Here is a 25,101-nt window from a genome sequence, read left to right on the forward strand (position 1 = left end):
TGCAATTATGAAAACAACGGAAAGCCAATCACTGCCTATTTTCAGAAAAGCCCTTATTCCCATGGGCTTCAACTCTAATAAAAAAAAGGGGCATACAAAAGGGCATGTTTTGGCGGGCGATGTAGGGGGAACCAAAACAAACCTTGCGATTTTTGAAATGAAAAAGGGTCAACTCTTCCTCAAAAGGGAGAAATCATATAAAACCAAGGACCATAATTCACTTTTCGAAATCATCAAAAACTTTCAAGATGAAGAAATGCCCATTATCGATAGTATGTGTCTTGGTGTTGCAGGCCCAGTTACCAAAGGTAAAGTGCATGGCACCAATTTTCCTTGGGATATTGATACGGAAGAATTGATTAAAGAGTTTCGACTTGAAAGCGTTTTTTTGATAAATGATATGCAGGCCAATGCGTATGGACTAGCGATGTTGCAGGAAGAAGATTTTGATCGTCTAAAATACGGGTCAAAAATAGCTGGAAATGCAGTAATCATCTCACCAGGCACAGGTCTCGGGGAAGCTGGTCTGTATTGGGATGGCGAGGTGTATCACCCGTTCGCCACCGAGGGAGGTCATTGCGATTTTAGTCCAAGAAATGATTTTGATCTTGAAATTTGGCAGTACTTTCAACAAAAATATGGGCATGTCAGTTGGGAACGGATATTATCGGGCCAAGGCATCCGCGATATGTATCAACTGATACGCAACGTTAGTGGCGAAATGGAAACTGACGCATTCAAAACTAAAATGAAAATGGAAGATCCCGCTGCGGTAATCACCAAAACCGCTTTAGAAGGTTCAGATGCGGTCTGTAGGGAAACTTTAGACCTTTTTGTTCGGTTTTTGGCCATAGAAACTGCACAACTTGCTTTGAAATTCAAAGCCACTGGAGGTATTTATATCGGAGGAGGAATCTTGCCCAAAATCATCAAAGGAATGAACCGAGAAGTGTTCAACAACAACTTTATGCAGTCGGGCCGAATGAACTCACTTTTACAAATGGTTCCTATTAGCGTTATTCTCAACGAGAATACGGCGCTGCTGGGTGCCGGTTATTATGGTGCAATGTCACAAAAATAGAAAACAATCTTAAGTACTCAATTTTGCTCGGTTTCAAAGGTTTTTGAGTGCGCTGCAAAACAATCAATAACTGATTAATCCCCCGGCGAATAATTCAACACTGAAATAAGTTGATTCCTTTTAATCTAAAGCCAATATTGGCAATTTGGAATGAAGGGCCAACAAATGAGTCAACTGTCCTTCAGAAGGTTTGCCATGCTTCATATGGTTTCTAGGAACGATGGTAACAAGGTCAATATCGTTCTTTATCGCATAAGTAAGTATACCCTCTAACACGTCTTTATTTTTAATAAAAATACGTTCCTTATAAAAATTTCCAAGATAGTATTCCACTGAATTTTCATTTTTCTCCTCCGCTGCACTATAGCCATATATAGTGGGCTGATTCTCAATCGTCAGCACATGTACTTTGGCATTGAATTTTAGGGCTACTTTTAAAAGGGTACTCAAGACTTTGCTGTCATCTATTTCCTTCCTTCCCAATACTAGGGCAATATTGTTTAAGTTAGAATACTTATAGTTGTGTGGTACTACCAAAACCGGACATTCACTGGCAAGCACCAATCTTGATGTATGGGTTTGCTCTCGACCTCTTTGTTTATCTGCCCCTAAGGTTCCCATGATAATCAGGTCTACCTTTTCAGTCTTTCGGATTTCAAGTAAAGTTTGCGTCAAGGAGCCATCTTGAATCTCCCATTTCAATTCATTCTTTAGTACCGCCCTATATTTCTCTTCTATTTTCTTGAAGTTTTCCGGCAACAGTTTAAAATTGCTATGTCCGGAAATATAGGCCAAGACAATCTTGATATCGTCGTAACGTCCAACAAACGCAACAGCATATTCCAGTGCCTTTTTAGCAGCATCAGAAAAATCAAAGGGTACCAATATGGTTGAAAGTTTGTCCATTAAATATGGGGTATTTTATAACCGCAATACCTATAAAGTTACCCTTAGATTTACACAAAAATTATGACCTTGGTCATGTTCTTATGTTCAGTCCTTTACCCACTTGCATCCGACGTATTAAAATATCCAATTCGGGGGATTATAGCGTTTATGCTATCGACTGCTTCTTAAATTCTTACCTATATTACCTATTAAATAAGAACAGATTCCGTTCTTATTTAATCCTTAAGTTCTGGCTTGACAATTTTCCATCGGTCATTCTTATCTTTAACTGCCAGCAAATACTTAGAAATCATTTTGGCTTGTAGTTCGGGTAATTTGTACATTTTTTTAGACATAACAATGTTATCTCTTTCCTGTACAGGCCATACCATCTCTCCTGATTTGTTGATTACTACCTCAGTAAAGTCATAATCATATATATTTAGTTGAAAGGCATTTTTTCCCCGCAGTGTCTTGTTTTCATAAATACCAATGGCATAACCGTTATCAAACTGGGAAACGTTCAAGAATTCGGGTTTTATAATTATTTTTCCCGTATTGTCTATAAATCCATATCGGGGAATGTCATCATCTTTCATTTCTTTCACCACGCAAAGCCCATCATTGAACTTTGGAACTTCGATACCTTCAACGCCAAAATTATCTTTATTGGGTTGTTTGTTCCAAACCAAATCATCGCGAAAACCGATGACTAACTGTCCTTCTGAGTCTATAAAGCCCCATTGGTTTCCTTTTCTAACAGCGGCAAGACCATCGTTGAAAGGTGCTATTTCGTCTATTTCTGCTACTGTAGGTTTATTAATTTGCTCCACCGTCTGTGAAATACCCAAAAAAGGTATTGCGGCAAATAACGTAATTGTGAGTATGCGTTTCATTTCATTATATTTTTTTGATTTGTATAAAAGTAGCTCACCCTTGCTTTTTTAAAAATGATATGCGTCAGTTCTAGAATTAATTTTGGGGGAACAAATGATATCGATGATTATTATCAAATGATTTGATATCTAAAAGCGGTGAAAACATAACAACTTAGAAATAGAGGAATGCCTATCTCAGCTTTGTTACAATTAAATTCCCATAATCAGCGAGTCGCCTAGAGCTTTAATATTGATTATTTTCAAATGCTCCTGATTTATATCATGATATATTTTATTGATTTAAAATAAATTTGGATTTCTTTTTAAGTCGATAAAGAGAAATCAGCTGTTAAACGGGTAGAACCTTAAAAATTTAATCATGATCAAAGATTATTCAAAACACTACAACGATCTCACAAAGCTTATAAAAGAACTGGGCGCCAACATACCCGAAACCATAGGAAGTTTTAATAGCCTTCATAAGGCCAGTACTGCTGAAGGAGTGCTCTCCTCTAAAACCAAAGAACTCATTGCCTTAGGTATTGCCATAACGGTTCGTTGTGATGGGTGTATCGCTTTTCATGTACATGATGCCCTAAAATCAGGAGCCAGTTCAGAGGAAATTTTAGAAACTATAGGAGTGGCCGTTATGATGGGTGGAGGCCCCGCTCTAATGTATGGTTGTGAGGCATTAGAGGCTTTAAACCAATTTGTCGTATTAGAATAATATGAAACAGCAATCAAATAAAAAAGACACCGGCACATCGAAAGAACAAAAACCAAACACACCTTCGGGAGGATATGGTTTCAATTGGATTTATTTGGTACTTTTTGGCTTTTTAATAGCATTTTCTTTTTTTTCCAATCCCATTTCTGGGTCAAAAGAAATCAGCTGGTCGTTTCTTCAAGATTCGCTTTTAACCAAACGTGAAGTTTCAAAAATAATAGTCGTAAATAGGGAGTTTGCAGAAATCTATATTAAGAATAGTACCGGTGTAGATTCAAAAGATACAAACAAAAGCTTGTTCAGTACTGTTGAGAGCCCAAAATACAGAATGACCATTGGGTCGGTTGAAAACTTCGAGAATAAGTTGGAAAAAGCGCAAAATAGCTTTTCCTCTGCCGATAAAATAGCTATTCAATACCAAAATCGAACCAGTTGGTTCACTACCATATCATGGATTTTACCCATAGCTGTACTTATTCTATTCTGGCTATTTATGTTTAAACGAATGGGGAATGGCGGCGGCATGGGAAATTCAATGTTCAACATAGGAAAGTCGACCGCGAAATTAGTAGAAAAAGACACCAGAAGTTCGGTGACCTTTAAAGATGTGGCAGGTTTAAAGGAGGCTAAAGTCGAAGTTATGGAGGTCGTTGATTTTCTGAAAAATCCGGAAACATACACCAAGTTAGGAGCTAAAATTCCAAAAGGAGTTATGCTCGTGGGTCCTCCAGGAACAGGAAAAACATTGATAGCCAAAGCAGTTGCTGGGGAAGCACAAGTACCTTTCTTTTCTATGTCGGGTTCTGAATTTGTTGAAATGTTCGTTGGGGTCGGGGCCTCAAGGGTTCGTGATTTATTTAAACGCGCAAAAGAGAAAACACCAAGTATTATTTTTATTGATGAAATTGATGCTGTTGGCCGCTCACGGGGCAAAGGTGGTGCATTTCAGACTAATGACGAACGTGAAAGCACACTGAACCAACTACTTACCGAATTAGACGGGTTTGGCGCCAATACCGGCGTAATCGTACTAGCTGCTACCAACCGTCCCGATGTACTCGATAAGGCATTATTGCGTCCCGGTAGGTTTGATCGACATATTTATCTTGAATTGCCAACAAAAGAAGAACGTGAAGAGATATTCAAGGTTCATCTTCGCCCACTGAAACTTGCAAAAGATGTAGACACTTTGGCATTGGCCAAATTAAGTCCCGGATTTTCAGGAGCCGACATTGCCAATATATGTAACGAAGCCGCACTCATCGCCGCCCGTAAAAAGGAGAAATTAGTCCATCAACATGATTTTATGGAAGCGAGGGACCGTATTGTTGGAGGAATGGAACGAAAAAGTAAAATCATCTCTCCAAAAGAAAAAGAAACCGTAGCACATCACGAAGCAGGACACGCTGTTGTAAGTTGGTATTTAAAAAATGTAGATTCTTTAGTAAAAGTCTCTATTATTCCACGCGGTAAATCTTTAGGTGCCGCATGGTACTTGCCGGAAGAAAGGCAAATTGTGACCAAAACACAATTCATAGATCAGATGTGTGCCTCATTGGGCGGACGTGCAGCGGAAGAAATTATTTTTGACGAAATTTCTTCCGGAGCTTTAGATGACCTTGAAAAAGCGACCAAGCAAGCCTATGCTATGGTATCATATTACGGCCTTGACAAAAAAATAGGTCCGATGAGTTTTTATGACTCATCAGGGCAAAATGACCGCATTATAGGCAAACCTTATAGTGAATCTATGGCCCAGCTCATCGACAAAGAAGCTCAAGCCCTGATACTCATGGCCTATGAGAAAACCAAAACCGTATTGGTTGAGCACAGAGACGAACTAGAAAAGCTGGCGCAACATTTATTGAAAAATGAAGTAGCTGAAAAAAAAGATTTAGAAGCGATTTTGGGGAAGCGAATAGAAAGTGTGTCTGAAGATGCCGATAAATATGATGATACTCAATTATCTATCATTTACAATAAGGAATAATAATTTTAAAAATCTATTTCACGAAGCGCACCGAAACATGGTTCTGTTTTTCAGGTAATAAGATGGTTTTATAAATTTTCAACTCAATCCTTTAACATCTTCTGCTAAATTTGAATGTTCAAATTTCTATTTACTATATTTAAAGCTAGCTGCTTTGTTAAGGTATGACTTTCGTCATATCAAATATGCTATCAAAATTACACCTTTGACTATATCTTTAATTTCAGGTGAAATTCTTAACAAATAATTATATAGACAGCTTATGAAAACAGCAATTATAAACAATTCCGACTTACATTTTGAACATAAACAATGGAAATCTGAACTCGACTTTTGGAACGATGAATTAAAATCTTTCAAGAATAGATTAAGTGAATTAGCATCTCGTTGGACAGATAAAGAAGTACTTGCACAATTGGAACATTACCAGAATGAGTTTATTCTTCATGGTGGTATTATTGAAGATTTACAAGAGGCGATTGAGAAGCACGAAATGAATATTTCTGGGCATAGTGATGAGAACCATGAATCATTGGATGTTGCTATGGTAAAAAACCACTTGAAATTTCGTGAAAAAATGGAAACTCAAAGGCAAATTTATGCTGACCTTAAAAAAGAATTCTTCCGGTTTCTATCGAAATATATGTAACAAATCGATTGAATATGGCCGCATTTAAAATTCCGAAACAAAAAGAAATCAAAAGGTACGCCTCCCTTTTCAACGTCCTCGCCAAATATGGTTTTGAGGACGTTTTGGTAAATAGTGGTATCGCAAAGATGATTCCTAAAAGTTACTTGGAAAAACATCCCGATACCGGAAAAAATCTTTCATTTTCTACCTATGAACGTATTCGTATGGTATTGGAAGAATTGGGTCCGAGCTATGTAAAGCTAGGCCAAATCTTCAGTAATCGGGAAGATATGCTTCCGCCGGAACTCATCAAGGAACTTGAGAAATTACAGGATCATGTACCCCAACTAAAGAACTTTGATGTACAAAAAACCATTGAAGAAGAATTGAACATTACTTTATCCGATTACTTTCAGTCTGTTAACTTAGAGCCAATAGCGGCCGCATCTTTGGCACAAGTACATTGGGGGCAATTGTTAAACGGCGATGAGGTCGTTCTTAAAATTCAACGCCCGTTTATTGAAGAAGTCATTGAAAGTGATCTATTGGTCATGAAACAAGTGGCTAGAGCTCTTGAAAAATATAGTACTCAAGCACAGGCTTTACAACCCGTACGCATTGTAGCATCTTTTGAACAAAGCATTCACGAAGAACTTCAGTTTTTGCGAGAGATGGACAATACCGAAAAATTTGCCAAAAATTTTGAGGGCAATGAGATGATTCATGTGCCTGTGGTTTATCGCCAGCTGTCTACCGACCGTCTTATTTGTATGGAATTTATTGATGGCATCAAAGTATCTGAGATAGCTAAACTTAAAACCGCTAACATTAACCCGGCAGCAGTTGCCAAAGTCGGGGTCGATTTGTATATAGAACAAATTCTTGACCATGGCTTCTTTCACGCTGACCCGCACCCAGGAAACATTTTCATACTTCCAAATACGGGACAAATCTGTTTTATAGATTTTGGCATGATGGGTACCATAATGCCGAACGATAAAGAAGTACTCGGAGACCTTCTGCTCTATTTTTTGAGGAAAAACATCAAGAAAATTATTAATTTACTTGAGAAGATTGCCGTAAAGACCGATATACCCGATTATAAGAAACTAGAACAAGATTTATATGAGCTAGTTTCAGGAGTCAGTAATACGGCCATACAAAATATAAAAATCGGTATTATCCTCAACCAGTTCAAAACCGTGCTCTACGAGAATAAGATTATCTTGCCACACTATCTTTATATGTTGATTAGAGGTCTTATCATTATAGAAGGCGTAGGGAGAAAACTCGATCCCGCATTCAACATTACCGATAATTTAGAGCCTTACACCTCTGCAATTGTCCGCAAACGATTTAGCTTAAAACGGCTCTTTAAAAAGAACCTAAGTCGCTTTCAAGATATCAATGACCTTGTAGATACCTTACCCGATGATATCAATGCCATCCTTAAAAAAATAAAAGATGGCAAACTCGTTATAGTACACGAGCACAAGGGATTAAAAGAATTGCAAACGGCAACGAGCAAATCTGTTAACCGTTTGGTCTTCGCCGTTATCATAGCGGCACTTTCGATTGGTTCGTCTATCTTAGTTATGGCAAAAATGCCTCCCTTGGTCAATGGTGTTCCATTATTGGGGGCCATTGGGTTTGTATTATCGGCAATATTGGGTTTTTACATTGTAATATCGATATTCAGAAACGATCAATTTTAAGTAGTGCCCACCTCTAATCTAAAAACTAGATGATAAAGTTTGAAGGTATAAATGAATTTATGGACAGCTATCTTCTAGGCGTGCTCATAAGTATGGGAATAGGTTTGATTATTGGCTTGGAAAGAGAATATGACAAGTTAAAAGATCAGGGGTTTGCGGGTATCCGTACTTTTCCTATCGTTGCCATACTAGGTTTTACTTTGGAGAACCTGACCGATAAATTTACCGTTTGGATACTAATTATCAGTTTTGGTTCTTTTATTCTGTTTTTGGCGTTCAATCATATTTATCAAAAACAAGAAGAATATAGCAAAGGCCTCACCACCAATTTGGCCTTGATAGCCACATTTGTATTAGGTATCATGGTATCGGCGGAATATTATCGGGATGCAGTTGCCACCGCTGTTATCATCGTTACCCTACTTTCATTGAAAACAAGGTTTCGTATGGTAATCAGTAATATTACCCCAGAAGAGCTTTTTGCATTTATCAAATTTTCGATCATCGCCCTCTTGATATTGCCTTTTCTGCCCAATAAAGTCTATGGCCCAAACGATTTATTGAATCCTTTTGAGATTGGATCCATAGTGGTAATCGTATCCTTTTTAAATTTTATAGGCTATTTTTTAGTAAAATATGTAGGCTCAAAAAAGGGAATTTTGCTCACGGCAATCCTAGGTGGTCTGATATCGAGTACTGCGGTAGCATGGAGCTATGCCTCACGGAGTGAAGAATCACCTGAACTCTCTAAAAAATATGCTGCAGGTATCGTAATTGCTTCGGCCATAATGTTTCCGAGACTTGCCCTTTTGGTATATATCTTTAATAGTGCCCTTTTGACTTATTTAGCTATCCCATTTTCTCTATTGACCTTAATATGTCTGGTCGTTTCGTTAGTTCTGATTCAAAGGGATACCAAAAAGCCCGATACCAATATCAAGTTGGGTAACCCACTTAACATATTGAATGCCATTGGTTTTGGGGCTATTTATGTCGTAATCTTATTTGCGGTTTTCTATAGCAACAAGTTTTTTGGCGAAAGCGGGTTATATTATTCCGCTTTAATTTCCGGATTGGCAGATACCGATGCCATCACCATAAGCATGGCAAAATTTTCGTTAGATTCGGAAAAGCTACAAGTGGCTTCTTCAGTCATCATTGCCGCCATTTTGAGTAACATGCTCGTGAAGTTGGGCATCAGTGTTTTCAAAGGCTCGAAAACTACCGGAAAATTGGTAGGATATTCTTTTGGCGCCATTATCCTGATTGGCGTAATCTACATCTTTATCAATAACGCTTAATTAAAAAAACCAAAAATTATTCCGTTTACCTGATTTAGGTCATTCCAATTCATTCTAAAGCAAAGCAACTTTGCATAGAAATTAGGATAAACTTTTATAAACGGATGAAAGATTGGATTAAAGCAAGGCGCAAAGTGCCATTTGCCAGAATGACTTTTCTGCTTATGATGGTGCTAACATCTTATGTAAAAGCACAAGAGCAAGAAATAAGTATCTCCGAAGCGCTGAAACTAAGTTACGGCAACAATGAAAAAATTAAGCAATATGACGAGCGTGTGCAGCAAAAAGTATATGAGGACAAGCCGGCCCACCGAATCAAATTTTCATGAGATACTATTTAAATATATCTGATGATATACTAATAAAAGTAATGTCTGTAAAAGGTTACACTTTTCATTTTCAATTAATTTATGGAACTGTGCTAAAAAACCAGTAACACGATTTAAGAAAAAAGAGTCTGTTTCGCTCAGAATTAAGTTAATAAGATATATTCAAGAACTTTTCCAATATGCGTCGCTGCCACTTGGCTACTACCGCTAGTTGGGATTCTGCATTCATTAAAACTAGTCCATAACCTAATCGAGATAGTTTACAATCACTAATGATTTCCTTATCAATACTACTAAAAACCGGCCTGAAATGTTCTCGCAAATTCATTTTGGAAGACTTGGCCACACTCATAGCTTTTGCTACCGCATCACTAATTTGTTCGGGCGATAGACCTTTGTACAAAAGATCGCTAGCGAAAAAGTGCATGCGGAGACCGTAATAGAAATCCATAAAATTATCAATGCTGTCAGCTGTTCGCCTTTCCTGTTTATAAATAGAGACTTGCATAATAGAAGTAGTTATAAATAGTTTGAATGTAGGTTTGAAAACAAAAAAGCCGAAATCAATTTTTCAAGAACTTATTTTCTCAATATTTGACTCGGCCGTTCTGGTTAATAGCACATATGGTTAGTGCTGCGTAATATACCGACGCTATATTCCCATAACTTCAGAATCATCTTAAAGTTGAAAATTAGAGATTTTTCATATAATCGAAGACCATCATTTTAAAGTGACGAAAATTGTTCGTAAAGTCTTCCATTCTTTGTTTCAGCTGACCGTGTTTTTCTCTGTAGTCGGCATCGGCCAAACCATTTTCTCCCATTTCTAAACGAGATAACAACCTTTCGTGTTCCTCAATATCGTTCGCCAGGTAATCGAACAGTTCAGAATGCACGGTATCGAGATTTTCAAGTATTTGACCATAGGCTGTTTGAGCAGCATCTTTTGTTTTTCTTTTTTCTATCAAATCGGCAAAAAATTTAGCCTCATCTTTATAAAAGGCAATATTGCTCAACCATTCCTTACTTTCAAAATGAAGAACATCTAACCCTGCACCTAATAGTAATTCTGTTTTTGGATTCAATGTTTTTGTTTTCATAATTGTATTGTTTTAAATGAATTTTGTTCTTGTTTATATCGCTAGGCTCAATTATTCTCGAGCTTGACCGAATTCAGCATTCGTTAGTTGATAAATCAACCTATTTCTGTACCCCATATCTATTGAAAAGGCTAGCTTCAAGACCCTTTCGAGCGTTTTCCAACAGTTCTTTTACATCTTCTATGCTTTGATTACGAATCATGGCAATTTGACTCATTGAAAATTGATACTCCGTGGCCAATTCAAATACGGTGCGCATGGGTAGTGGTAAATTATGTAAGACCATAGCGGCATGCTTTCGAATGTTTTCTTTACCCAAATCTTTATCAAGTTTGTCCATGATTTCCTTTTTATCATCTTCTACAAAAACATGATTCAATACATAATCGTTCTTGGGGTATGAGATATCATCCAACTCATCGATCATAACCAAATCACCGCCACCATCGGTACTGAATTTTTCTTCCATCGCATCCCATTCCGGACGGGAATAATCATCAATGTTCTTAAGGAAATAATCGTCAAACTCTTCATCTACGATGGTATCCTCTAAAAGTTCATCCGCTTTCTTAAATAACCAAGGATGAAGGCCCTCTTTATTCTCCACCTCATCAAAATGATCATAGGCCTCAATAAAAAGTTGATCGATAAAATCATCGGGTTTGTATTTACCTTTCGGCAAGTTTCCCTTATTCAGAGCCGTGGCCAATCTTTTTGTGATGTAATGTTTAACCTGATGTAAGTCTTTCAACAACAAACTATTGAACTGGGCTTGGTCATTCTGTTGTTTGAATTGGGTTAAATCTGAAAACGTACTTGCAACAAATACATTAAATTCCTTTTTACCTTCATAATATTTTAAAGTGTCCATGTCTTAATTTTTATCTTTTATAATGTATATCAAAAATGAGGATTTGTTGGATAGAATGATATGACCTTGGTCAGCTTCAAGAAATAAATCTGTTAACTTATTGGTCGAAATTGGATTTTTTTAAACAAAAACTCTTTAGAATACCTTTTAATGCTCCTTTAGGTCTATTCTATTCAATTACCTAAACTGTCTTCCAATTTCTCAATTTCAAAACTACCTCCCCTGGCCACCAACAAATATTTATGATCATTCAATTTTTTGACACTCGATGTCGCTGTGACCTCACTAACACCGAGTCCTCTTAAAATTCCATACGGCCCGCCGGACAATGAGCCTATTGCTCTTTTACCTACCGGGTTAAGAAATGTAGCTACTAAAAACCCGACTACGAACAATTGGCCCATTTCAGGATTATAAAATGAGTCAAAATCGGTATCTGTGTTCAATAGTTCTTTAAAAAAAATTTGTAGACGGCTTTCCTCAATCGCCAAACCTTCCGGGTTATTGGCATAGACGTCTCCCAGATTACCGATGACCGATATCGATATTTTATTAAAATCCATACCTTGAATTACTTTTAAAGCATTTTCAAGCTCAAATATTTGGCCGTAAGATTTTATAAAAACTCGTTTTTGTTCCGTTGTTGAAGCGTGCATATTTATTCCAATTTAGAGATAGCATATTGATAGGTCAGGGCATTCTCCAAGGCTAAATTACAAGCATATATTTTCAATATACCTGACCTTCGTCATGATATTAAAGAATTAACCTTGTTAATTTTGTAATACAAATTAATTTTAATCTAAAATCTAAATATCATGGGAAACGATAGTGGAAATGTACTTCTCGCATTATTAACAGGTGCTGCAATCGGTGCAGGAATTGGAATATTATATGCTCCGGACAAGGGTATCGAAACAAGACACAAAATCAAAGACAGGGCATTGGAGGCCAAGCACGAACTAACCGAGCGCGTATCACACGCTAAAGATGAGTTGACCAAGACTGCGAACGAAAAGAAAGAAGAATTCGAACAAAAATTGGATGAAACCATTAGCAATATGAGTTACAAAGCCGATGATATCATCGCTTCTTTGGAACGAAAATTGGAAGATTTGAAAAAGAAAAACGCCCAACTACAGAAATAGTGGATTATGGCATTTGAAGCATTGAAAAAAGACCTCGTTGACGTAGATACGGATATGAGGTCTTATCTCGAAGTGAGTGAAGAATATTTTAAACTAAAGGTTTTCAAAATATTCATGGGTACGGTTACCTCTATAGCTCAGACTTTATTGATAGGAGCTCTGGTTTTGTCCGCGCTAGTTTTAATATCGATCGGGGCCTCGCTTGCCCTGAATGAGGTATTGAACAGTTTTTATTTCGGATTTATAATCACGGGCATTTTTTACTTATTAATTGCCTTAGGCTGTTACTTCTTTAGGGATAAGCTTAACGGGCCATTACTACGGAAATTTTCAAAACAGTATTTTGATAGATTATGACAAAAAAATACAGCTCATTTACTGAAATAGACAATGATTTAAAAGTTTTACGCCTTCAAAGGGAAATCGCGAAGGAAAGTTTAAAACTTGACCTGAACAATGCAAAAACCCATTTGAGCCCTAACCAAATTATGGGCGTAGCCAGTTTTAAAATAAAACAATTACTAATTGATTTTACGCTTAGCAAGGGGTTGTATTGGCTTCATGCAATAAGACATAAAATTCAATCTTAGTAACCTCTACCTGTTATCCAAACTCGGCCACTTGCTGTAATTGTTTTCTATCGCATACTATAATTCGACGAGATTCGCCTGATTGAATCAAACCTTTCTCTTTGAAACTTGAGAGCACGCGTATCGCCGTCTCGGTAGCAGTACCTATAAGGCCTGCAAAATCTTCTCTAGACATATTTATACCCATATCGTCATCTTTAATAAGTCCTTTATCATATAATTCCAACAGTGCGGTAGCAGCTCTTTTTCGAACCGAATCGAATGCCAAGCCCATTAATTGATCTTGCATATGCAGCACATTATTTGAAATCATGCTGATGAACTTTTGCGATACTTCCTTATTGTTGAACAATAGTTGAGTGAAATCTTTTTTTGGAATGGTACATATCTCACATTTGGTAAGTGCAACGGCAGTCTCGGTATACATGCCCGAGCTTCCCAAAATTGAAATTTGGCCGATAAAGTCACCTGCATTGAACATACCGGTGATATACTCCTTTCCATTTTCGTTGTGTTTGTATGTTTTAACTTCTCCGCTCTGAATGAAGTATAGGTTGTGAGCCATACCTCCTTCTAAAAAGATTTCTTCTTTAGGTTTAAATTTGGTCAGATTACGGTCGGTAGAAAGGTCTTCTAAATCCTGATATTTTGAGGCCTCCTTAATAAATTCGTTAAACCCATCTACATTTCTAGCAAATTCTTTACGCAAGAATATATTTCTTTTAAGACGTACTTCTACCGCCTCGAGCAACTCATGTGCTTCAAAAGGTTTTGTCAGATAATCGTCGGCCCCCATCGTCATACCTTTACGAAAATCTGACTTTTCGGATTTTGCCGTTAAGAAAATGAAGGGGATACTCGCCGTCGTCTGATTTTGGCTCAATTGTTGAACGACCCCATAGCCGTCAACTTCCGGCATCATTATATCACATAGTATGAGGTCAGGTACAAAACGTATTGCCATTTCTATACCTACCTTACCATTTTCGGCAGTGATTACTTCATAATTTTCAAGTTGAAGAATTTCCGCGGTCAATTCACGAACATCTTGATTGTCTTCAATAAGTAGTAATTTTTTCATTTTTCATTAGATTTAAAGGTAATTCAACTATAAAAGTGGTGCCTTCGTTCAACTTACTCTGAAAATCAATTGTGCCACCCATTAATTCTGTATACTGTCTTACGATATTTAATCCCAAGCCGGTACCTTCAAAATTCGTAGCATTCTTTGCACGATAAAAGCGTTGAAACAAATAATGTTGATCCTCTTCAGGTATGCCAATACCCTGGTCTGTAATCTCAATAAAAAGTTTTGTATTCTTAGTATCAATTTTTAGGGTAGTACTTTTGTTTTCTTCTGAATATTTAATGGCGTTCACTAATAAGTTATGTACAATATGCTTTAACAATTTAGGATCTAAATTTACTTGAATGGGCGATTCGCTATTGACTATATTGATTACCTGACCATTTTTTTTGATACCCTCTACCTCTTCTACCAAAGATTTAGAGAAATCTATAAAGTCAAATAAGGTTGGCTCAGCTTTAACTTTTCCTTCTTCGAGCTTGCTCAATGAGAGGAAATCATTTAGTATGGCGACTAAATTCTTTACACTCGATTTTATTGTGTTTACATATTTAATTCTTTTATCTTCTTGTTCTGGTGCATTTTGCCGTTCAATCAAGTTAGTCGAAGAAAGAATGACACTTAAAGGAGTTCGAAACTCATGGGAAGCCATTGAAATAAAGCGTGACTTTAATTCATTAATTTCTTTTTCTTTTTGTAGCGTTTTACGAATCTCGATCTCGATCTCTTTTTGGGCCGAGATATTGTTATGAACGATTAAGGCTCGTGTAATTTTTTTATCTTCATCATACAAGGGCGTTGTGTTGACCAAATACGATCTATTTTTAACTTTTATTTCAAAAGAGCAATGTTCTCCTTGAAGTGTTTGCCCTATATTATATATGACTTTTTCCAATGTCTTATCCTGTACCCCTTTCACCTCACTAACCCTAATACCTTTATTCGCCAAGTCACTGAATCCCAATTCTCCCAATTCTTCTCCTTCTATAAATACGATTTCGAGGTTTAAATTAACAACTACTACAAATCCTTTTGGAAAATTTTTAAAAATGGTCGCCAACAATTCTTGACTTGTTACCGCACTATTTTCTGCTGCTTTGGTAATCTGTATTTGGTCTTCAAGGCTTAAATTAGATTCTACTAATTTTTGAACTATTTCTTTTAGCTCCACAGTGCGTTCAGCTACTTTGTTTTCAAGTACTTCTGCGTATGTGGCAAGTTCTTCTTTACTCTTTTGTAAAGCCTTGCCTATATTATGCTGTTCTAGGGCTACGCTCGTTGCCTGGGTAATATTGAGCATTATTTCCTTCTCGGTTTCAAGCGGTTTCCGTAAGGTATTGAAGTAGATGGCAAAGGTGCCCAATAACTCACGGTTAGATGAAAATATGGGGAATGACCAACATGCTTTAAGGTTATTGGTCAAAGCTATTTCCTTATAGTCTTCCCATAAAGGATCATTTGAAATGTCGGTAACAATAACTTCTTCTTTCAAATATGCCGCGGTACCACAAGAACCTTTTTTAGGCCCTATGACCACCCCTTCAATTGCATTAACGAAACCCTGTGGTAGATTATTAGCGGCTAACTTATGCAATGTGTTATCTTCTTTCTTCAGTAATAAAATAGAACCCATACAATTTGGAATGGCAGCTTCGATCGTTTCAATGATTTTATCTGCAATACGTTCCACTGGCTCATATTGAATGATCATGTCCATTACATGAGATTGTCCCATTTTAAAAAATTCTTCCATTTTCCGAGCCGTGACATCATTTTGTACCCCTACAAAGTGCGTCAGTACTTTTTTATCGTCGTATATTGGGGTAATTGAGACCTCATTCCAAAACAAGGAACCATCTTTTCGGTAATTGCGTAAGACCACATGGCACGGTTCTCCCTTTTTTAACGCAACTGCCATAATCTTAATATCATTCTGCCCCCTATCTTCGCCTTGTAAGAAGCGGCAATTTTTGCCAATAAAATCTACTCTGTCATACCCTGTAGTCTTTAAAAAGGCCTCATTGCCATAAATAATAGGAAAATCGGGTTGCTGAGCATCGCAAATAACAATGCCACTAGCGGTGGAGGCCAAAGCACGGTTTCGAATATATAGGATACTCTCAGTTTCTTTTTGTTCGGTAATATCTTGAATGGTTCCAAACCACTGTAGCGGTTTTCCATTGGTATCATAGGTCGCTTTACCTTTGGCCCTAATATGTCTTACCGTACCATCAATTCTAATAATCTTTTTTTCATAATTATAAGGTGTATGATTTTTAATGGCGTACTTAACTGCGCTCACAGCACTTTCCCCGTCATCTTGATGAATAAATTGATGTAGCGTTTTCGGGTTGAGCCGCTCATCACCCGGTGGAAGACCACATATTCTATAAAACTCGTCGGACCAGCTCATTTCATCAGATTGCAGATCCCAAAACCAACTACCTACATGGGCCAAACTTTGCGCTTCATCCATTCTATCCAAATTAACCGCAGCTTTTTTATCAGCGGCCAACCTAACAGTGATGTCAATTATAAAAGCGATAACGACTTTATTCCCTTCTATTGTAGTTGGGCTAAGGCTTATTTCCAACGGAAATTGCGTCCCATTTTTTTTAAGGCCCCACAAATCCCTGCCTTTGCCCATACTCCTACTTTTAGGCTTATTGGCATATTCTGCTCTATGGTTCTTATGGTTATTTCTAAATTGACCGGGGATAAGGTTTTCAATTTTTGTGTAGACCAATTCGCCAGATTCGTAGGCGAACATTTTTTCAGCGGAAGGATTAGCTTTAATTATATTCCCCAGATGACTCACCACCAAGATTCCCTCTACGGAAGATTCAAAAATGCCTCTAAATAGTTCGCTGTCTTCTACCTTATTTATCATTGTATCTAGGTTAATACCATTAGTTCCTTCTCAAAAGGTACATTTCTATCTAAAAAATTTTAAACATACATTCTTCCAAAATTTGGTAGTGCCTTTTTTAAATACATTGACTTTGCCCGAACAATTCGGTTCAAATTCCATTTATTCGATGCATCACTAGCGTTAAAGTTTACCCTGATTTTCATAGTGCGATTATGTTGAGCCTCTTCGATCTCAAGAGTGGGTATAAAAGCTGTTAATTTTAATTGTATGGCGCTTATCTTATTAGATTCAGAAATGTTCCATAAAATAGCGGCCATAACCAGCGAAACCGTAAGGTTAGAAGTAAAAAAGGACCACTGCAAGGTATGACCCAGCAAAATGTATATCAGAAAGATAGTTAAGAAACAAGGTGCTAATTCTCCACCGTAGCATTTTGAAGTAATAGTGTCCATGTATTGTTTTCACAAATGTATAATTGTCAAAAGTACCTAAATATGACATCCGTCATAATTTCTATTATATTTAGGGTCTCTGATATTATTTCTTATAAATTGCTTTGGAAGGCATCTTGCGTTCTTTAGGAACATGCTTGGCTATCGAATAATTCAACATAAAGAAAGTCGACACCCTTTGATAAAAGCTGGTAGTAGACATCTCCTATTGTGCTGATGATATACCTTAGTTTGATGATTCGATATGGCATCGTGAGTAGATTTTCCATACGGGATAACGGAACAATTTCTTGAATTACCTATAAAACCGGACTAAAAACTTTGGCCAAGCCCTCCTTCAAACGGTCAGCTTTTGATCTTTTTAAAAATTCGTGATAGTCTATTTGTTGGCTTATTTCACAATCCTTTAAAAAATCATTTTTCAGTTGCTCCGTAAGTACCTTGTCATAGGCCAAAATGTTGACCTCATAATTCTGTTCAAAGCTTCGAACATCTAAATTTGCCGTACCTATCGTTGTCAATTCATCATCGGACAACATCATTTTACTATGTAAAAACCCATCTGGATACAAATAAATCTTTACACCTGCTTCTAGAAAATCTTGAAAATATGAACGCACACCCCAATTGATTAAAAAACTATCGGAATTCGTCGAAAGCATAAGGCGCACGTCTACACCGCCCAGGGCCGCTACCTGCAAAGCCTCCATCATAGACTCTCCGGGAATGACATATGGATTCGCAATATAAACGTATTTCTTCGCCTTATTGATTATCGAAAAGTAGAGTTGGTGAACGGATGAGAAATCAGAATCAGGACCACTTGAGACGGTCTGCACAATAGATTTGCCAAGTTTAGGTACCTCCGAAAAAAAACGCAACGATAAAATATCATCCTTGCCGCTGGCGAAATTCCAGTCCATAGCAAATACGGCTTGCAAACTATTCACAATAGGCCCTCTAAGACGTATATGCATATCGTGCCACGTTCCCAGAATCGGGTCTCCAACGAGATATTTATCAGATACATTGATACCCCCTGTGAATGCCGTACTGCCATCAACAACCACTATTTTTCGATGGTTTCGATAGTTAATAGATGATAGCAATCTACCAAAACGTATGGGTAGAAACCCACAGACTTCGACACCTGCGTCTTTGAGAAGACCAATATATTTACGACTCAACTTTTTGCTTCCAACGCCATCATATAGGAACCGCACTTCTAAGCCTTCCTTTTTTTTCTGTTGTAATATGTATAAAAACTTATCTGCCAATTCGCCCTCCTCAAATATGTAGTATTGAATATGGATAAAATTTTTGGCACTTTCTAAAGCTGTAAAAATTGCGTCAAAAGTTGCTGGTCCGTTTTTAAGTGGAGTTAGTTCATTGCCCAAACTTGGTAAAAAATTGGAGTTTTTGGCAATAAGTTTTACCAATTTAACATGCCTTTTTAAAGGATCTGGAAGATTTAAATGTTCGTTGTTTCCGATATCATCACAATAGTTTTCAACGGTATCGAGATATGCTGAAATTTCCTTAGTTTTTTTAAGCCTATAAAACTTGTTCTTGCGTCTATTACGCCCCAGCACAAAATAAAATAGCATGCCCCCTACGGGGATAGTAAAAATGGCCAAAAGCCATCCTAAGGTCTTGGTAGGGCGAATACCATTAAGTAATAATTTGCCAACTAGAACCATGGCCAATGAAAAGTAAATAATAAGTGCAATGGTCATATTCCCTTCATTTTTTGAACATGGTGAATAAGGGCATATCAATAAAGACATTGCAAACTTCACCCCACGATCAACAGCATTTTAAATCTTACCCCATTATTGTTATTGAAGCGACTGTTGACTTTCCACCCAATAGGCCCACCAGTATAGTGATTTTAATTAAATAAATGCCCTCAAATCAAACCTATTTAACATGGACGCTTACAGGTTTTGATAAGAGGGCATTTCTAATGTTTATTCGTGCCTAAGAAATTTTAACTTTTTTTGGTGTATGTTTCTTAGCTTCCTCTTTCTTCGCGAGCTTGAATTTCAAAACACCATCTTTGTAAGTTGCCTTTACTTCGTCTTCGGTAACACTATCAGGTAAACGAAGCGATTTTGCAAAAGAGCTGTAACTAAATTCCTTACGGCTATAATTACCTTTATCCTCTTCCTTAGAATTGGAGCTTTCCGCTGAAATATTCAAGCATCCGTTGTCAATATTGACTTCAAAATCTTTCTTTTCGTAGCCAGGTGCCGCAAGTTCAACTTCGAAATTATCATCGGTTTCTTTCACATTCATGGCTGGTTCGCTTATTTTTTCCAACAACGAACCACCATTAAAAAAATCATCAGTTTCGAAAAAATCTGAATCAACAAGATTTCCCCAAGGTCTTCTTTTAAATTTTACTAGTGACATAACTTTTAAATTTTAGTTAAACAATATAACATCACTAAATTATGATTAACCATTGGCCTCAAAAATGACCTAGGTCAGTTGATCAAATAATTAGTAATGAAAAATGAGGAGACCCATTATTAGTCAATCTCTAAATACTCAAAAAAGTCAGAAGAGAAAATCACCTCACTTTTTTATTATATAGCCATCTTCCATTTCGATAATACGATCGGTTTTTGTGGCAAAATCGGTATCGTGGGTTACGATAAGTAAAGAAAGGTTGCGCTCTTGTACCAAGTTTTTAAAAATCTCCATTACGTTTTGTGCATTATGGCTATCGAGATTTCCAGTGGGCTCATCCCCCATAATAATATCGGGGTCGTTGATAAGCGCCCTGGCAATGGCGACCCGCTGTTTTTGACCACCTGATATGCGAGAGGCAAGTTTATGTGCCTGTTCGTCGATGTGCAGCAGTTTGAGTTTCTCCATAGCATCGTGCTCAATTTCCTGAAGTGATTTAAGACCCAACTTTTTGGCAGGGAGCATCACATTTTCCAAAACCGTAAATTCCGATAAAAGATAATGGAACTGAAAAACAAAACCGATATGCTTGCTTCTGATTTTTGCTAGTTCTTCATGGTGTTTTCCAGTCAGTTTATCACCGCCCAGATACAGTTCGCCTTCATAATCGGTATCCATCGTAGATAGAATATACAGCAAGGTCGATTTGCCACAACCGGACTTCCCCATAATCGAAACGAACTCCCCGTTCTTGATGGTAAAATTGATGTCTTTTAAAACATGAAAAAGAACGGGCTCGCGAAAATACTTGTTGATGTTCTTGGCTTCCAATATAATTTCTTTCCCCATAACTATTGTCCTCTAATGATTTCGACAGGGTCTATTTTCTCCGCTTTGCGAGCAGGCAGGTAACCCGCCAGAAAGGTCGAAACCATGGCAAATACTACCCCAATTACATAATACGAAATATCGTAATTAACAGGGTACGTCTTTATGGTGGGAAGGGCCTGTGTTTCAAATGGCAGGTTGTCTATAACGACCGATATACCATATCCGACCAGAATACCAAAAAATCCACCGACCAAGCCGATCAAGAGGGCTTGGGTCATAAAAATGTACTTTACGTCACGCCCTGAAAAACCGGTAGCCTTTAAAATGGCTATGTCATTCATTTTTTCGTAGATCAACATGTTCAATATATTATAGATACCGAACCCGGCTACAATCAACAGTGTAATCGACACGGCATAAGTAATCAGGTTACGTATAGCGGTACCGGTCTCGAACTGTGCATTTGCCGTATTGATATCGACAGCGGTTACATCAAATTGCTTTTCCAAACGTTGGGCCAAGGCAACGGCCTTCTCGATATCATATAGTTTGACATTGATATCTGTAATATAGTTTCTCGACTCTCCCAATATACGTTGCACGGTCTTAAGACTCGCATAACTTTGAATGTCATCGATTTCAGATAGTCCACTTTGGTAGATACCGACTATTTTTAGGGGAAAAACATCGCCGCTCACCGTACTGACCTGAACCGTATTGCCCACATCTAGTGACATTTTTGCTGCTGCCCCGGCACCCATTAGTATTCCGTTGTCATAATTGGCGAGCGCAGAGGGATCTCCTTTTACAACATAATCTCCAAAATTAAAAAGTCGTACTTCTTCTTTCACATCGATACCGACCAAGTTACCACCTAGTTCAATGGAGCCCGATACGTAGAATATTTGTGCCTTCAATTGTGGAATAGCTCCCTTCACCTCGGGATCATCATTCAATTGCTTCATCAACGGAAGGGCGTTATGTATTTTAGTCTGCGTAAACTTCGGTTTTACGGAGCGTACAATTTTAAAACCATCCTTTACCTTTTCATAGTAGTCTATGGGTTGCTTTACCGAAGGTTTGATTTCATTATAGATATGCACGTGTGGAGTTCTATTGAGAATAAGTCCGTCCAAAAGTCCGTTAAGGCCGGTCATAAAACTAACCAATATGATGAAGGTACCGATACCAAAAGTCACGCCTAAGGCGGCTACGCCCGTTTGCTTGATACGCGAAAGCAGGTGGGTTTTCGAGATACTTAATATAATGCTCCAGTTGGTCATTGTTCCGGTCTATAGATTTTGGTGGTCGCATCGATTCCCGAAATGATTTCTACTTCATCTATATTTCTTTTGCCCGTAATAACCTCCCTGAGGCCATCATCGGTTTCTACTTGGTTGTCTTCCGTGAGATATTCTAAAGGAATGGTAAGTGTATTCTCCTTTTCGGAAATAATAATATTGGCCTCCCCCGCAAGTCCTGGATATAAAACTTTGGGTGCACGTTCAAAAACCGCTTCGACCTTGAAAGTTTGGGTACGTTCATCTTTTTTAGGATAGATTTTAGCTACTTTTCCCTCGAAAAGTGTATCGGTATAGGCATCCAAAGTAATCAAGACTTTTTGTCCAATTTCAAGTTTTACGATATCAACCTCATCGACCAAAAGATCGACAATAAAGACGTCGGAACTGCCCACGCTAGCCAGGGGTTGTTGCGCTGTAATAATCTCGCCCTCGTTACGGTATACAGCATATACTCGGCCATTTATCTTACTGGTAAGGGTGAAATCTTTAGTATTCACGATAGCCGACCGGTAGTTGTTATCAGCTTGGCGCACACGATTCTGCAAATCGCTTTGAGTACGCAGGTACTGGTTTTTTAATTGTTCCAACGTATTGGCCGATGCTTCATAGTTCAATTTTTTGGCTTCGAACTCGGCCTGAGATCCAATTTTTTGTTCCCAGAGCCTTTGCTGTCGCATAAAGTTCACGGAATCGTTTTGAAATTTCAGTTGCGCTGTTTGCAGTTCTTTTTGAAGGCCTGCAAGAACGGCCGCGTTTCCGCTATAATCTTCCTTTGCCTGTTGCAGGCTCAGTTTGGCGTTCTCGCGGTTGAGGTCGGGCATTTTGTTAAAAATCTGAAACAATTGTTGACCCTTGGTAACGGTATCTCCTTCGTTTACGAATTGAGTGTCCAAAATTCCAGCTACCGACGAATAGACTTCGTAAAGACTATCGGGCTGCACTAGAGCCGAGGCATACACCGATTCTACCAAAGTGGTTTTTTTAGGTGTAATTCCGTCTTTCTTTGACCCACAAGAAAAAAACAATACTATCGAAAAAATGACAACTATTCTTTGAACCATAGTTTACCGTTCAGCTTTTTAATTTGAAATTGATTACAGGATTTCTTATAAATATACAAGGTAAAGAACAAATAAAGGCTATATCGAATTCTCGATACGTTTTCGTAATTTACCAAGATGGTAAGCTACGGAAAGATTGAACATCCCCAATGCCAAAAAACTAATTGCGGTTGCATAAACGATACTTAAACCACCAAGTACGGGGTATATATAGATTAAAATTGCGAATAGCAAGGTGCCTATTCCCATGGCCAGCATCCAAACCCATCCTTTAATATCATACGATTTGAGACGCAGCGAAATCAATGCAGAAATGACCCCTTTGTACATTAACCAAATGGCCAGCACGTAGGGTAACAGGGTCATAGTCATTGCAGGATTGAAAAGTAAAATGCCTCCGATAATAAAATCCACTATGCCACCGGCCAAATGCCAGCCCCAATTGGTCGTTTCTTTTCGATATAGCATTGAAGCGATAATTTCGAACACTCCGGTTATAATCAATGCCAGTGTAAAAAATAGACTAAGTGACATATAACTGGTCATCGGGGTAATAAATATCCAAATACCGAGGAGCAAAAAAAGAATTCCCAATAACAGATGTTTCCACCATTTTTTTGTTAAAGGTTCACAGTGTATGCGGCTGAAATAATTCATATTTTCTTACTTTATCCAACCAAAACTACAATGTAGCTTTGAGTTCAGGAATGATATAAATCATGCATGCGCGGAAAAAACCCGTAGCTTAGTATATGGAATCCATTGATTTCCAAAGCCTATCAAATCAGCGCCTTACATCACCTGACAAATGTCATAGTTTTAGAAAATGACACCAATTATCTTTAAAACAAATGAATTAAAATATGAGAAAAGTTTTGGTGCCCACAGATTTTTCAGAGAATGCTTTGAATGCAATAAAGTACGCTTGTCAAGTCTTCAAATATGAAAAAAGCGAGTTTTTCATTGTTCACACCTATGCCGACGAAGTCTATCGTCAAGATGTTGACAACGACCGTTCCGTTCTGAACGAACTAAAAGAAACTATCTTCCAAAAGGCTGAAGAGCAATTAAAAAAAATACAGGCCGAAATAACGGCATATTCACCGAACCCAAAACACAAGTACAACTATATTTCAGCTTTTGGCACTTTAGTCGATGAGGTAAACTACATGGTGAACAAAGAGAATATGGATATCGTGGTCATGGCTACCCGTGGTCAGACCAATGATCGTAACATTACCTTTGGCAGCAATACATTGCAGGTACTGAAATATGTCGATTGCCCAGTATTGGCGATACCTGAGAACTATGCCTATCATCCACCGAAAGAAGTTCTTTTTCCCACCAATTATTTGGTGCCTTACAAGCGTCGTGAACTAAAATTGTTATCTGATATGACGGGGTCGTTCCGGTCAACCATTCACTTGCTTTATATCGACCCTATCAGACGGCTTTCTTTGCGCCAAGAGGATAATCAACAATTTTTAAAGGAATGTCTGGAAAAACCAAAATTGCTGTTTGAGACCACACCAGAAAAAGATAAGACCATTGCGATATCAAAATATATAGTGCATAAGAAAATTGACATGCTGGTAATTGTGAACTCAAGACATTCCTATATAGAAGACATGCTGTACCAATCTACGATAGATAAACTTGGGCTTCATGTGAAAATACCCTTTTTGGTCATGCAGAACTTATCAAGATAAAAGCAGCCTAAATTTCAATTGCAACCAAAACCTAGAAATAACAGAAAAATATTATCAATTGTATTAAGACCATTGCTCATAGACTCAAAGTAACATTACAGTTTTTGAAACTGGCATAAAA

The 25,101-nt window shown here is 37.7% G+C and carries 25 protein-coding genes; 11 read left to right on the top strand and 14 right to left on the bottom strand.

Annotation, left to right across the window (positions count from 1 at the left end; translation table 11 throughout):
• Window positions 1-7: 7 nt before the first annotated feature.
• Window positions 8-1,081, top strand: a complete 1,074-nt coding sequence (gene glk, locus BLS33_RS02700) for a glucokinase (protein WP_089884998.1) — start codon at window positions 8-10, stop codon at window positions 1,079-1,081.
• A gap of 120 nt (window positions 1,082-1,201) precedes the next feature.
• Here the strand turns inward: glk and BLS33_RS02705 are convergent, their stop codons facing one another.
• Together BLS33_RS02705 and BLS33_RS02710 are read right to left on the bottom strand one after the other, a co-directional pair.
• A complete protein-coding gene (locus BLS33_RS02705; protein ID WP_089884999.1) occupies window positions 1,202-1,987 on the bottom strand; it encodes a universal stress protein in 786 nt (261 codons plus the stop codon).
• A 218-nt stretch (window positions 1,988-2,205) separates the two neighbouring features.
• Window positions 2,206-2,865 carry a WG repeat-containing protein gene (locus BLS33_RS02710; protein WP_089885001.1) on the bottom strand — a complete coding sequence of 220 codons (660 nt, stop codon included), beginning with the start codon at window positions 2,863-2,865 and terminating at the stop codon, window positions 2,206-2,208.
• A 361-nt stretch (window positions 2,866-3,226) separates the two neighbouring features.
• Between BLS33_RS02710 and BLS33_RS02715 the strand changes: the two genes are divergently transcribed.
• From BLS33_RS02715 to BLS33_RS02740, 6 genes are all read left to right on the top strand, one after another.
• Entirely contained in the window at window positions 3,227-3,574 is a 348-nt protein-coding gene (locus BLS33_RS02715; protein ID WP_089885003.1) for a carboxymuconolactone decarboxylase family protein, read from the top strand.
• Window position 3,575: 1 nt separating this feature from the next.
• Window positions 3,576-5,564 (top strand): ATP-dependent zinc metalloprotease FtsH, encoded by a 1,989-nt coding sequence (gene ftsH, locus BLS33_RS02720; RefSeq protein ID WP_089885005.1) that lies wholly within the window; start codon window positions 3,576-3,578, stop codon window positions 5,562-5,564.
• Window positions 5,565-5,826: 262 nt separating this feature from the next.
• On the top strand, window positions 5,827-6,213 hold the full coding sequence (locus tag BLS33_RS02725) for a hypothetical protein (RefSeq protein ID WP_089885007.1): 387 nt from the start codon (window positions 5,827-5,829) through the stop codon (window positions 6,211-6,213).
• A gap of 14 nt (window positions 6,214-6,227) precedes the next feature.
• Window positions 6,228-7,910, top strand: coding sequence for an ABC1 kinase family protein (locus BLS33_RS02730; protein WP_089885009.1), 1,683 nt, complete (start codon window positions 6,228-6,230; stop codon window positions 7,908-7,910).
• 29 nt (window positions 7,911-7,939) lie between these two features.
• The gene (locus BLS33_RS02735) at window positions 7,940-9,211 is read left to right on the top strand and encodes an MgtC/SapB family protein (protein WP_089885011.1); all 1,272 of its coding nucleotides are present in this window, start codon (window positions 7,940-7,942) and stop codon (window positions 9,209-9,211) included.
• 104 nt (window positions 9,212-9,315) lie between these two features.
• Window positions 9,316-9,540: a hypothetical protein gene (locus tag BLS33_RS02740; RefSeq protein WP_089885013.1), complete on the top strand. Its 225-nt coding sequence runs from the start codon at window positions 9,316-9,318 to the stop codon at window positions 9,538-9,540.
• 148 nt (window positions 9,541-9,688) lie between these two features.
• On the opposite strand, the gene BLS33_RS02745 is transcribed toward BLS33_RS02740, so the two are convergent.
• From BLS33_RS02745 to BLS33_RS02760, 4 genes are all read right to left on the bottom strand, one after another.
• Window positions 9,689-10,048 (bottom strand): hypothetical protein, encoded by a 360-nt coding sequence (locus BLS33_RS02745; RefSeq protein WP_089885015.1) that lies wholly within the window; start codon window positions 10,046-10,048, stop codon window positions 9,689-9,691.
• A gap of 184 nt (window positions 10,049-10,232) precedes the next feature.
• Complete coding sequence (locus tag BLS33_RS02750; RefSeq protein ID WP_089885017.1) at window positions 10,233-10,640, bottom strand: hypothetical protein; 408 nt, start codon at window positions 10,638-10,640, stop codon at window positions 10,233-10,235.
• Window positions 10,641-10,740: 100 nt separating this feature from the next.
• Window positions 10,741-11,511 (bottom strand): sigma-70 RNA polymerase sigma factor region 4 domain-containing protein, encoded by a 771-nt coding sequence (locus tag BLS33_RS02755; RefSeq protein WP_089885019.1) that lies wholly within the window; start codon window positions 11,509-11,511, stop codon window positions 10,741-10,743.
• Between the two features lie 173 nt (window positions 11,512-11,684).
• The gene (locus BLS33_RS02760) at window positions 11,685-12,167 is read right to left on the bottom strand and encodes a hypothetical protein (RefSeq protein ID WP_089885021.1); all 483 of its coding nucleotides are present in this window, start codon (window positions 12,165-12,167) and stop codon (window positions 11,685-11,687) included.
• Between the two features lie 162 nt (window positions 12,168-12,329).
• Here BLS33_RS02760 and BLS33_RS02765 point away from each other — a divergent pair, with 162 nt between their 5' ends.
• Genes BLS33_RS02765 through BLS33_RS25400 form a run of 3 tightly spaced genes read left to right on the top strand, consistent with a single transcriptional unit; the run spans window position 12,330 to window position 13,249 of the window.
• Window positions 12,330-12,659: a YtxH domain-containing protein gene (locus BLS33_RS02765; protein ID WP_089885023.1), complete on the top strand. Its 330-nt coding sequence runs from the start codon at window positions 12,330-12,332 to the stop codon at window positions 12,657-12,659.
• A gap of 6 nt (window positions 12,660-12,665) precedes the next feature.
• Window positions 12,666-13,016: a hypothetical protein gene (locus tag BLS33_RS02770; protein WP_089885025.1), complete on the top strand. Its 351-nt coding sequence runs from the start codon at window positions 12,666-12,668 to the stop codon at window positions 13,014-13,016.
• Entirely contained in the window at window positions 13,013-13,249 is a 237-nt protein-coding gene (locus BLS33_RS25400; protein WP_089885028.1) for a DUF6327 family protein, read from the top strand. Before BLS33_RS02770 ends, BLS33_RS25400 begins: the two co-directional genes overlap by 4 nt.
• A gap of 13 nt (window positions 13,250-13,262) precedes the next feature.
• Here BLS33_RS25400 and BLS33_RS02780 read toward each other — a convergent pair whose 3' ends face one another.
• The 8 genes from BLS33_RS02780 to BLS33_RS02820 form a co-directional block, all read right to left on the bottom strand.
• Entirely contained in the window at window positions 13,263-14,330 is a 1,068-nt protein-coding gene (locus BLS33_RS02780; protein ID WP_089885030.1) for a response regulator, read from the bottom strand.
• A complete protein-coding gene (locus BLS33_RS02785; RefSeq protein WP_089885033.1) occupies window positions 14,308-17,226 on the bottom strand; it encodes a PAS domain-containing sensor histidine kinase in 2,919 nt (972 codons plus the stop codon). The genes BLS33_RS02780 and BLS33_RS02785 overlap by 23 nt, the downstream gene beginning before the upstream one ends.
• Before the next feature lie 733 nt (window positions 17,227-17,959).
• Window positions 17,960-19,396 carry a cardiolipin synthase gene (gene cls / locus BLS33_RS02795; protein WP_089886185.1) on the bottom strand — a complete coding sequence of 479 codons (1,437 nt, stop codon included), beginning with the start codon at window positions 19,394-19,396 and terminating at the stop codon, window positions 17,960-17,962.
• A 244-nt stretch (window positions 19,397-19,640) separates the two neighbouring features.
• On the bottom strand, window positions 19,641-20,075 hold the full coding sequence (locus BLS33_RS02800) for an Hsp20/alpha crystallin family protein (RefSeq protein ID WP_089885038.1): 435 nt from the start codon (window positions 20,073-20,075) through the stop codon (window positions 19,641-19,643).
• Between the two features lie 165 nt (window positions 20,076-20,240).
• The gene (locus tag BLS33_RS02805; RefSeq protein ID WP_089885040.1) at window positions 20,241-20,924 is read right to left on the bottom strand and encodes an ABC transporter ATP-binding protein; all 684 of its coding nucleotides are present in this window, start codon (window positions 20,922-20,924) and stop codon (window positions 20,241-20,243) included.
• Between the two features lie 2 nt (window positions 20,925-20,926).
• A complete protein-coding gene (locus BLS33_RS02810) occupies window positions 20,927-22,189 on the bottom strand; it encodes an ABC transporter permease (protein ID WP_089885049.1) in 1,263 nt (420 codons plus the stop codon).
• The gene (locus BLS33_RS02815; RefSeq protein WP_089885052.1) at window positions 22,186-23,271 is read right to left on the bottom strand and encodes an efflux RND transporter periplasmic adaptor subunit; all 1,086 of its coding nucleotides are present in this window, start codon (window positions 23,269-23,271) and stop codon (window positions 22,186-22,188) included. Before BLS33_RS02815 ends, BLS33_RS02810 begins: the two co-directional genes overlap by 4 nt.
• Window positions 23,272-23,349: 78 nt before the next feature.
• Window positions 23,350-23,928: an HdeD family acid-resistance protein gene (locus BLS33_RS02820; RefSeq protein ID WP_089885054.1), complete on the bottom strand. Its 579-nt coding sequence runs from the start codon at window positions 23,926-23,928 to the stop codon at window positions 23,350-23,352.
• 206 nt (window positions 23,929-24,134) lie between these two features.
• On the opposite strand from BLS33_RS02820, the gene BLS33_RS02825 reads away from it, so the two are divergent.
• Entirely contained in the window at window positions 24,135-24,980 is an 846-nt protein-coding gene (locus BLS33_RS02825) for a universal stress protein (protein WP_089885057.1), read from the top strand.
• Window positions 24,981-25,101: the final 121 nt, after the last annotated feature.

Origin of the sequence: Kriegella aquimaris (assembly GCF_900103215.1) — a bacterium.
In the GTDB taxonomy this organism is placed as follows: domain Bacteria; phylum Bacteroidota; class Bacteroidia; order Flavobacteriales; family Flavobacteriaceae; genus Kriegella; species Kriegella aquimaris.

Coding starts and splice junctions, on each gene's coding strand:
- BLS33_RS02805 (WP_089885040.1), bottom strand. CDS start 20,924: ATGGGGAAAGAAATTATATTGGAAGCCAAGAACATCAACAAGTATTTT.
- BLS33_RS02705 (WP_089884999.1), bottom strand. CDS start 1,987: ATGGACAAACTTTCAACCATATTGGTACCCTTTGATTTTTCTGATGCT.
- BLS33_RS02710 (WP_089885001.1), bottom strand. CDS start 2,865: ATGAAACGCATACTCACAATTACGTTATTTGCCGCAATACCTTTTTTG.
- BLS33_RS02810 (WP_089885049.1), bottom strand. CDS start 22,189: ATGACCAACTGGAGCATTATATTAAGTATCTCGAAAACCCACCTGCTT.
- BLS33_RS02760 (WP_089885021.1), bottom strand. CDS start 12,167: ATGCACGCTTCAACAACGGAACAAAAACGAGTTTTTATAAAATCTTAC.
- BLS33_RS02735 (WP_089885011.1), top strand. CDS start 7,940: ATGATAAAGTTTGAAGGTATAAATGAATTTATGGACAGCTATCTTCTA.
- BLS33_RS02725 (WP_089885007.1), top strand. CDS start 5,827: ATGAAAACAGCAATTATAAACAATTCCGACTTACATTTTGAACATAAA.
- glk (WP_089884998.1), top strand. CDS start 8: ATGAAAACAACGGAAAGCCAATCACTGCCTATTTTCAGAAAAGCCCTT.
- BLS33_RS02755 (WP_089885019.1), bottom strand. CDS start 11,511: ATGGACACTTTAAAATATTATGAAGGTAAAAAGGAATTTAATGTATTT.
- BLS33_RS02715 (WP_089885003.1), top strand. CDS start 3,227: ATGATCAAAGATTATTCAAAACACTACAACGATCTCACAAAGCTTATA.
- BLS33_RS02770 (WP_089885025.1), top strand. CDS start 12,666: ATGGCATTTGAAGCATTGAAAAAAGACCTCGTTGACGTAGATACGGAT.
- BLS33_RS02800 (WP_089885038.1), bottom strand. CDS start 20,075: ATGTCACTAGTAAAATTTAAAAGAAGACCTTGGGGAAATCTTGTTGAT.
- BLS33_RS02815 (WP_089885052.1), bottom strand. CDS start 23,271: ATGGTTCAAAGAATAGTTGTCATTTTTTCGATAGTATTGTTTTTTTCT.
- ftsH (WP_089885005.1), top strand. CDS start 3,576: ATGAAACAGCAATCAAATAAAAAAGACACCGGCACATCGAAAGAACAA.
- BLS33_RS02785 (WP_089885033.1), bottom strand. CDS start 17,226: ATGATAAATAAGGTAGAAGACAGCGAACTATTTAGAGGCATTTTTGAA.
- BLS33_RS02750 (WP_089885017.1), bottom strand. CDS start 10,640: ATGAAAACAAAAACATTGAATCCAAAAACAGAATTACTATTAGGTGCA.
- BLS33_RS02765 (WP_089885023.1), top strand. CDS start 12,330: ATGGGAAACGATAGTGGAAATGTACTTCTCGCATTATTAACAGGTGCT.
- BLS33_RS02745 (WP_089885015.1), bottom strand. CDS start 10,048: ATGCAAGTCTCTATTTATAAACAGGAAAGGCGAACAGCTGACAGCATT.
- BLS33_RS02740 (WP_089885013.1), top strand. CDS start 9,316: ATGAAAGATTGGATTAAAGCAAGGCGCAAAGTGCCATTTGCCAGAATG.
- BLS33_RS25400 (WP_089885028.1), top strand. CDS start 13,013: ATGACAAAAAAATACAGCTCATTTACTGAAATAGACAATGATTTAAAA.
- cls (WP_089886185.1), bottom strand. CDS start 19,396: ATGACCATTGCACTTATTATTTACTTTTCATTGGCCATGGTTCTAGTT.
- BLS33_RS02820 (WP_089885054.1), bottom strand. CDS start 23,928: ATGAATTATTTCAGCCGCATACACTGTGAACCTTTAACAAAAAAATGG.
- BLS33_RS02825 (WP_089885057.1), top strand. CDS start 24,135: ATGAGAAAAGTTTTGGTGCCCACAGATTTTTCAGAGAATGCTTTGAAT.
- BLS33_RS02780 (WP_089885030.1), bottom strand. CDS start 14,330: ATGAAAAAATTACTACTTATTGAAGACAATCAAGATGTTCGTGAATTG.
- BLS33_RS02730 (WP_089885009.1), top strand. CDS start 6,228: ATGGCCGCATTTAAAATTCCGAAACAAAAAGAAATCAAAAGGTACGCC.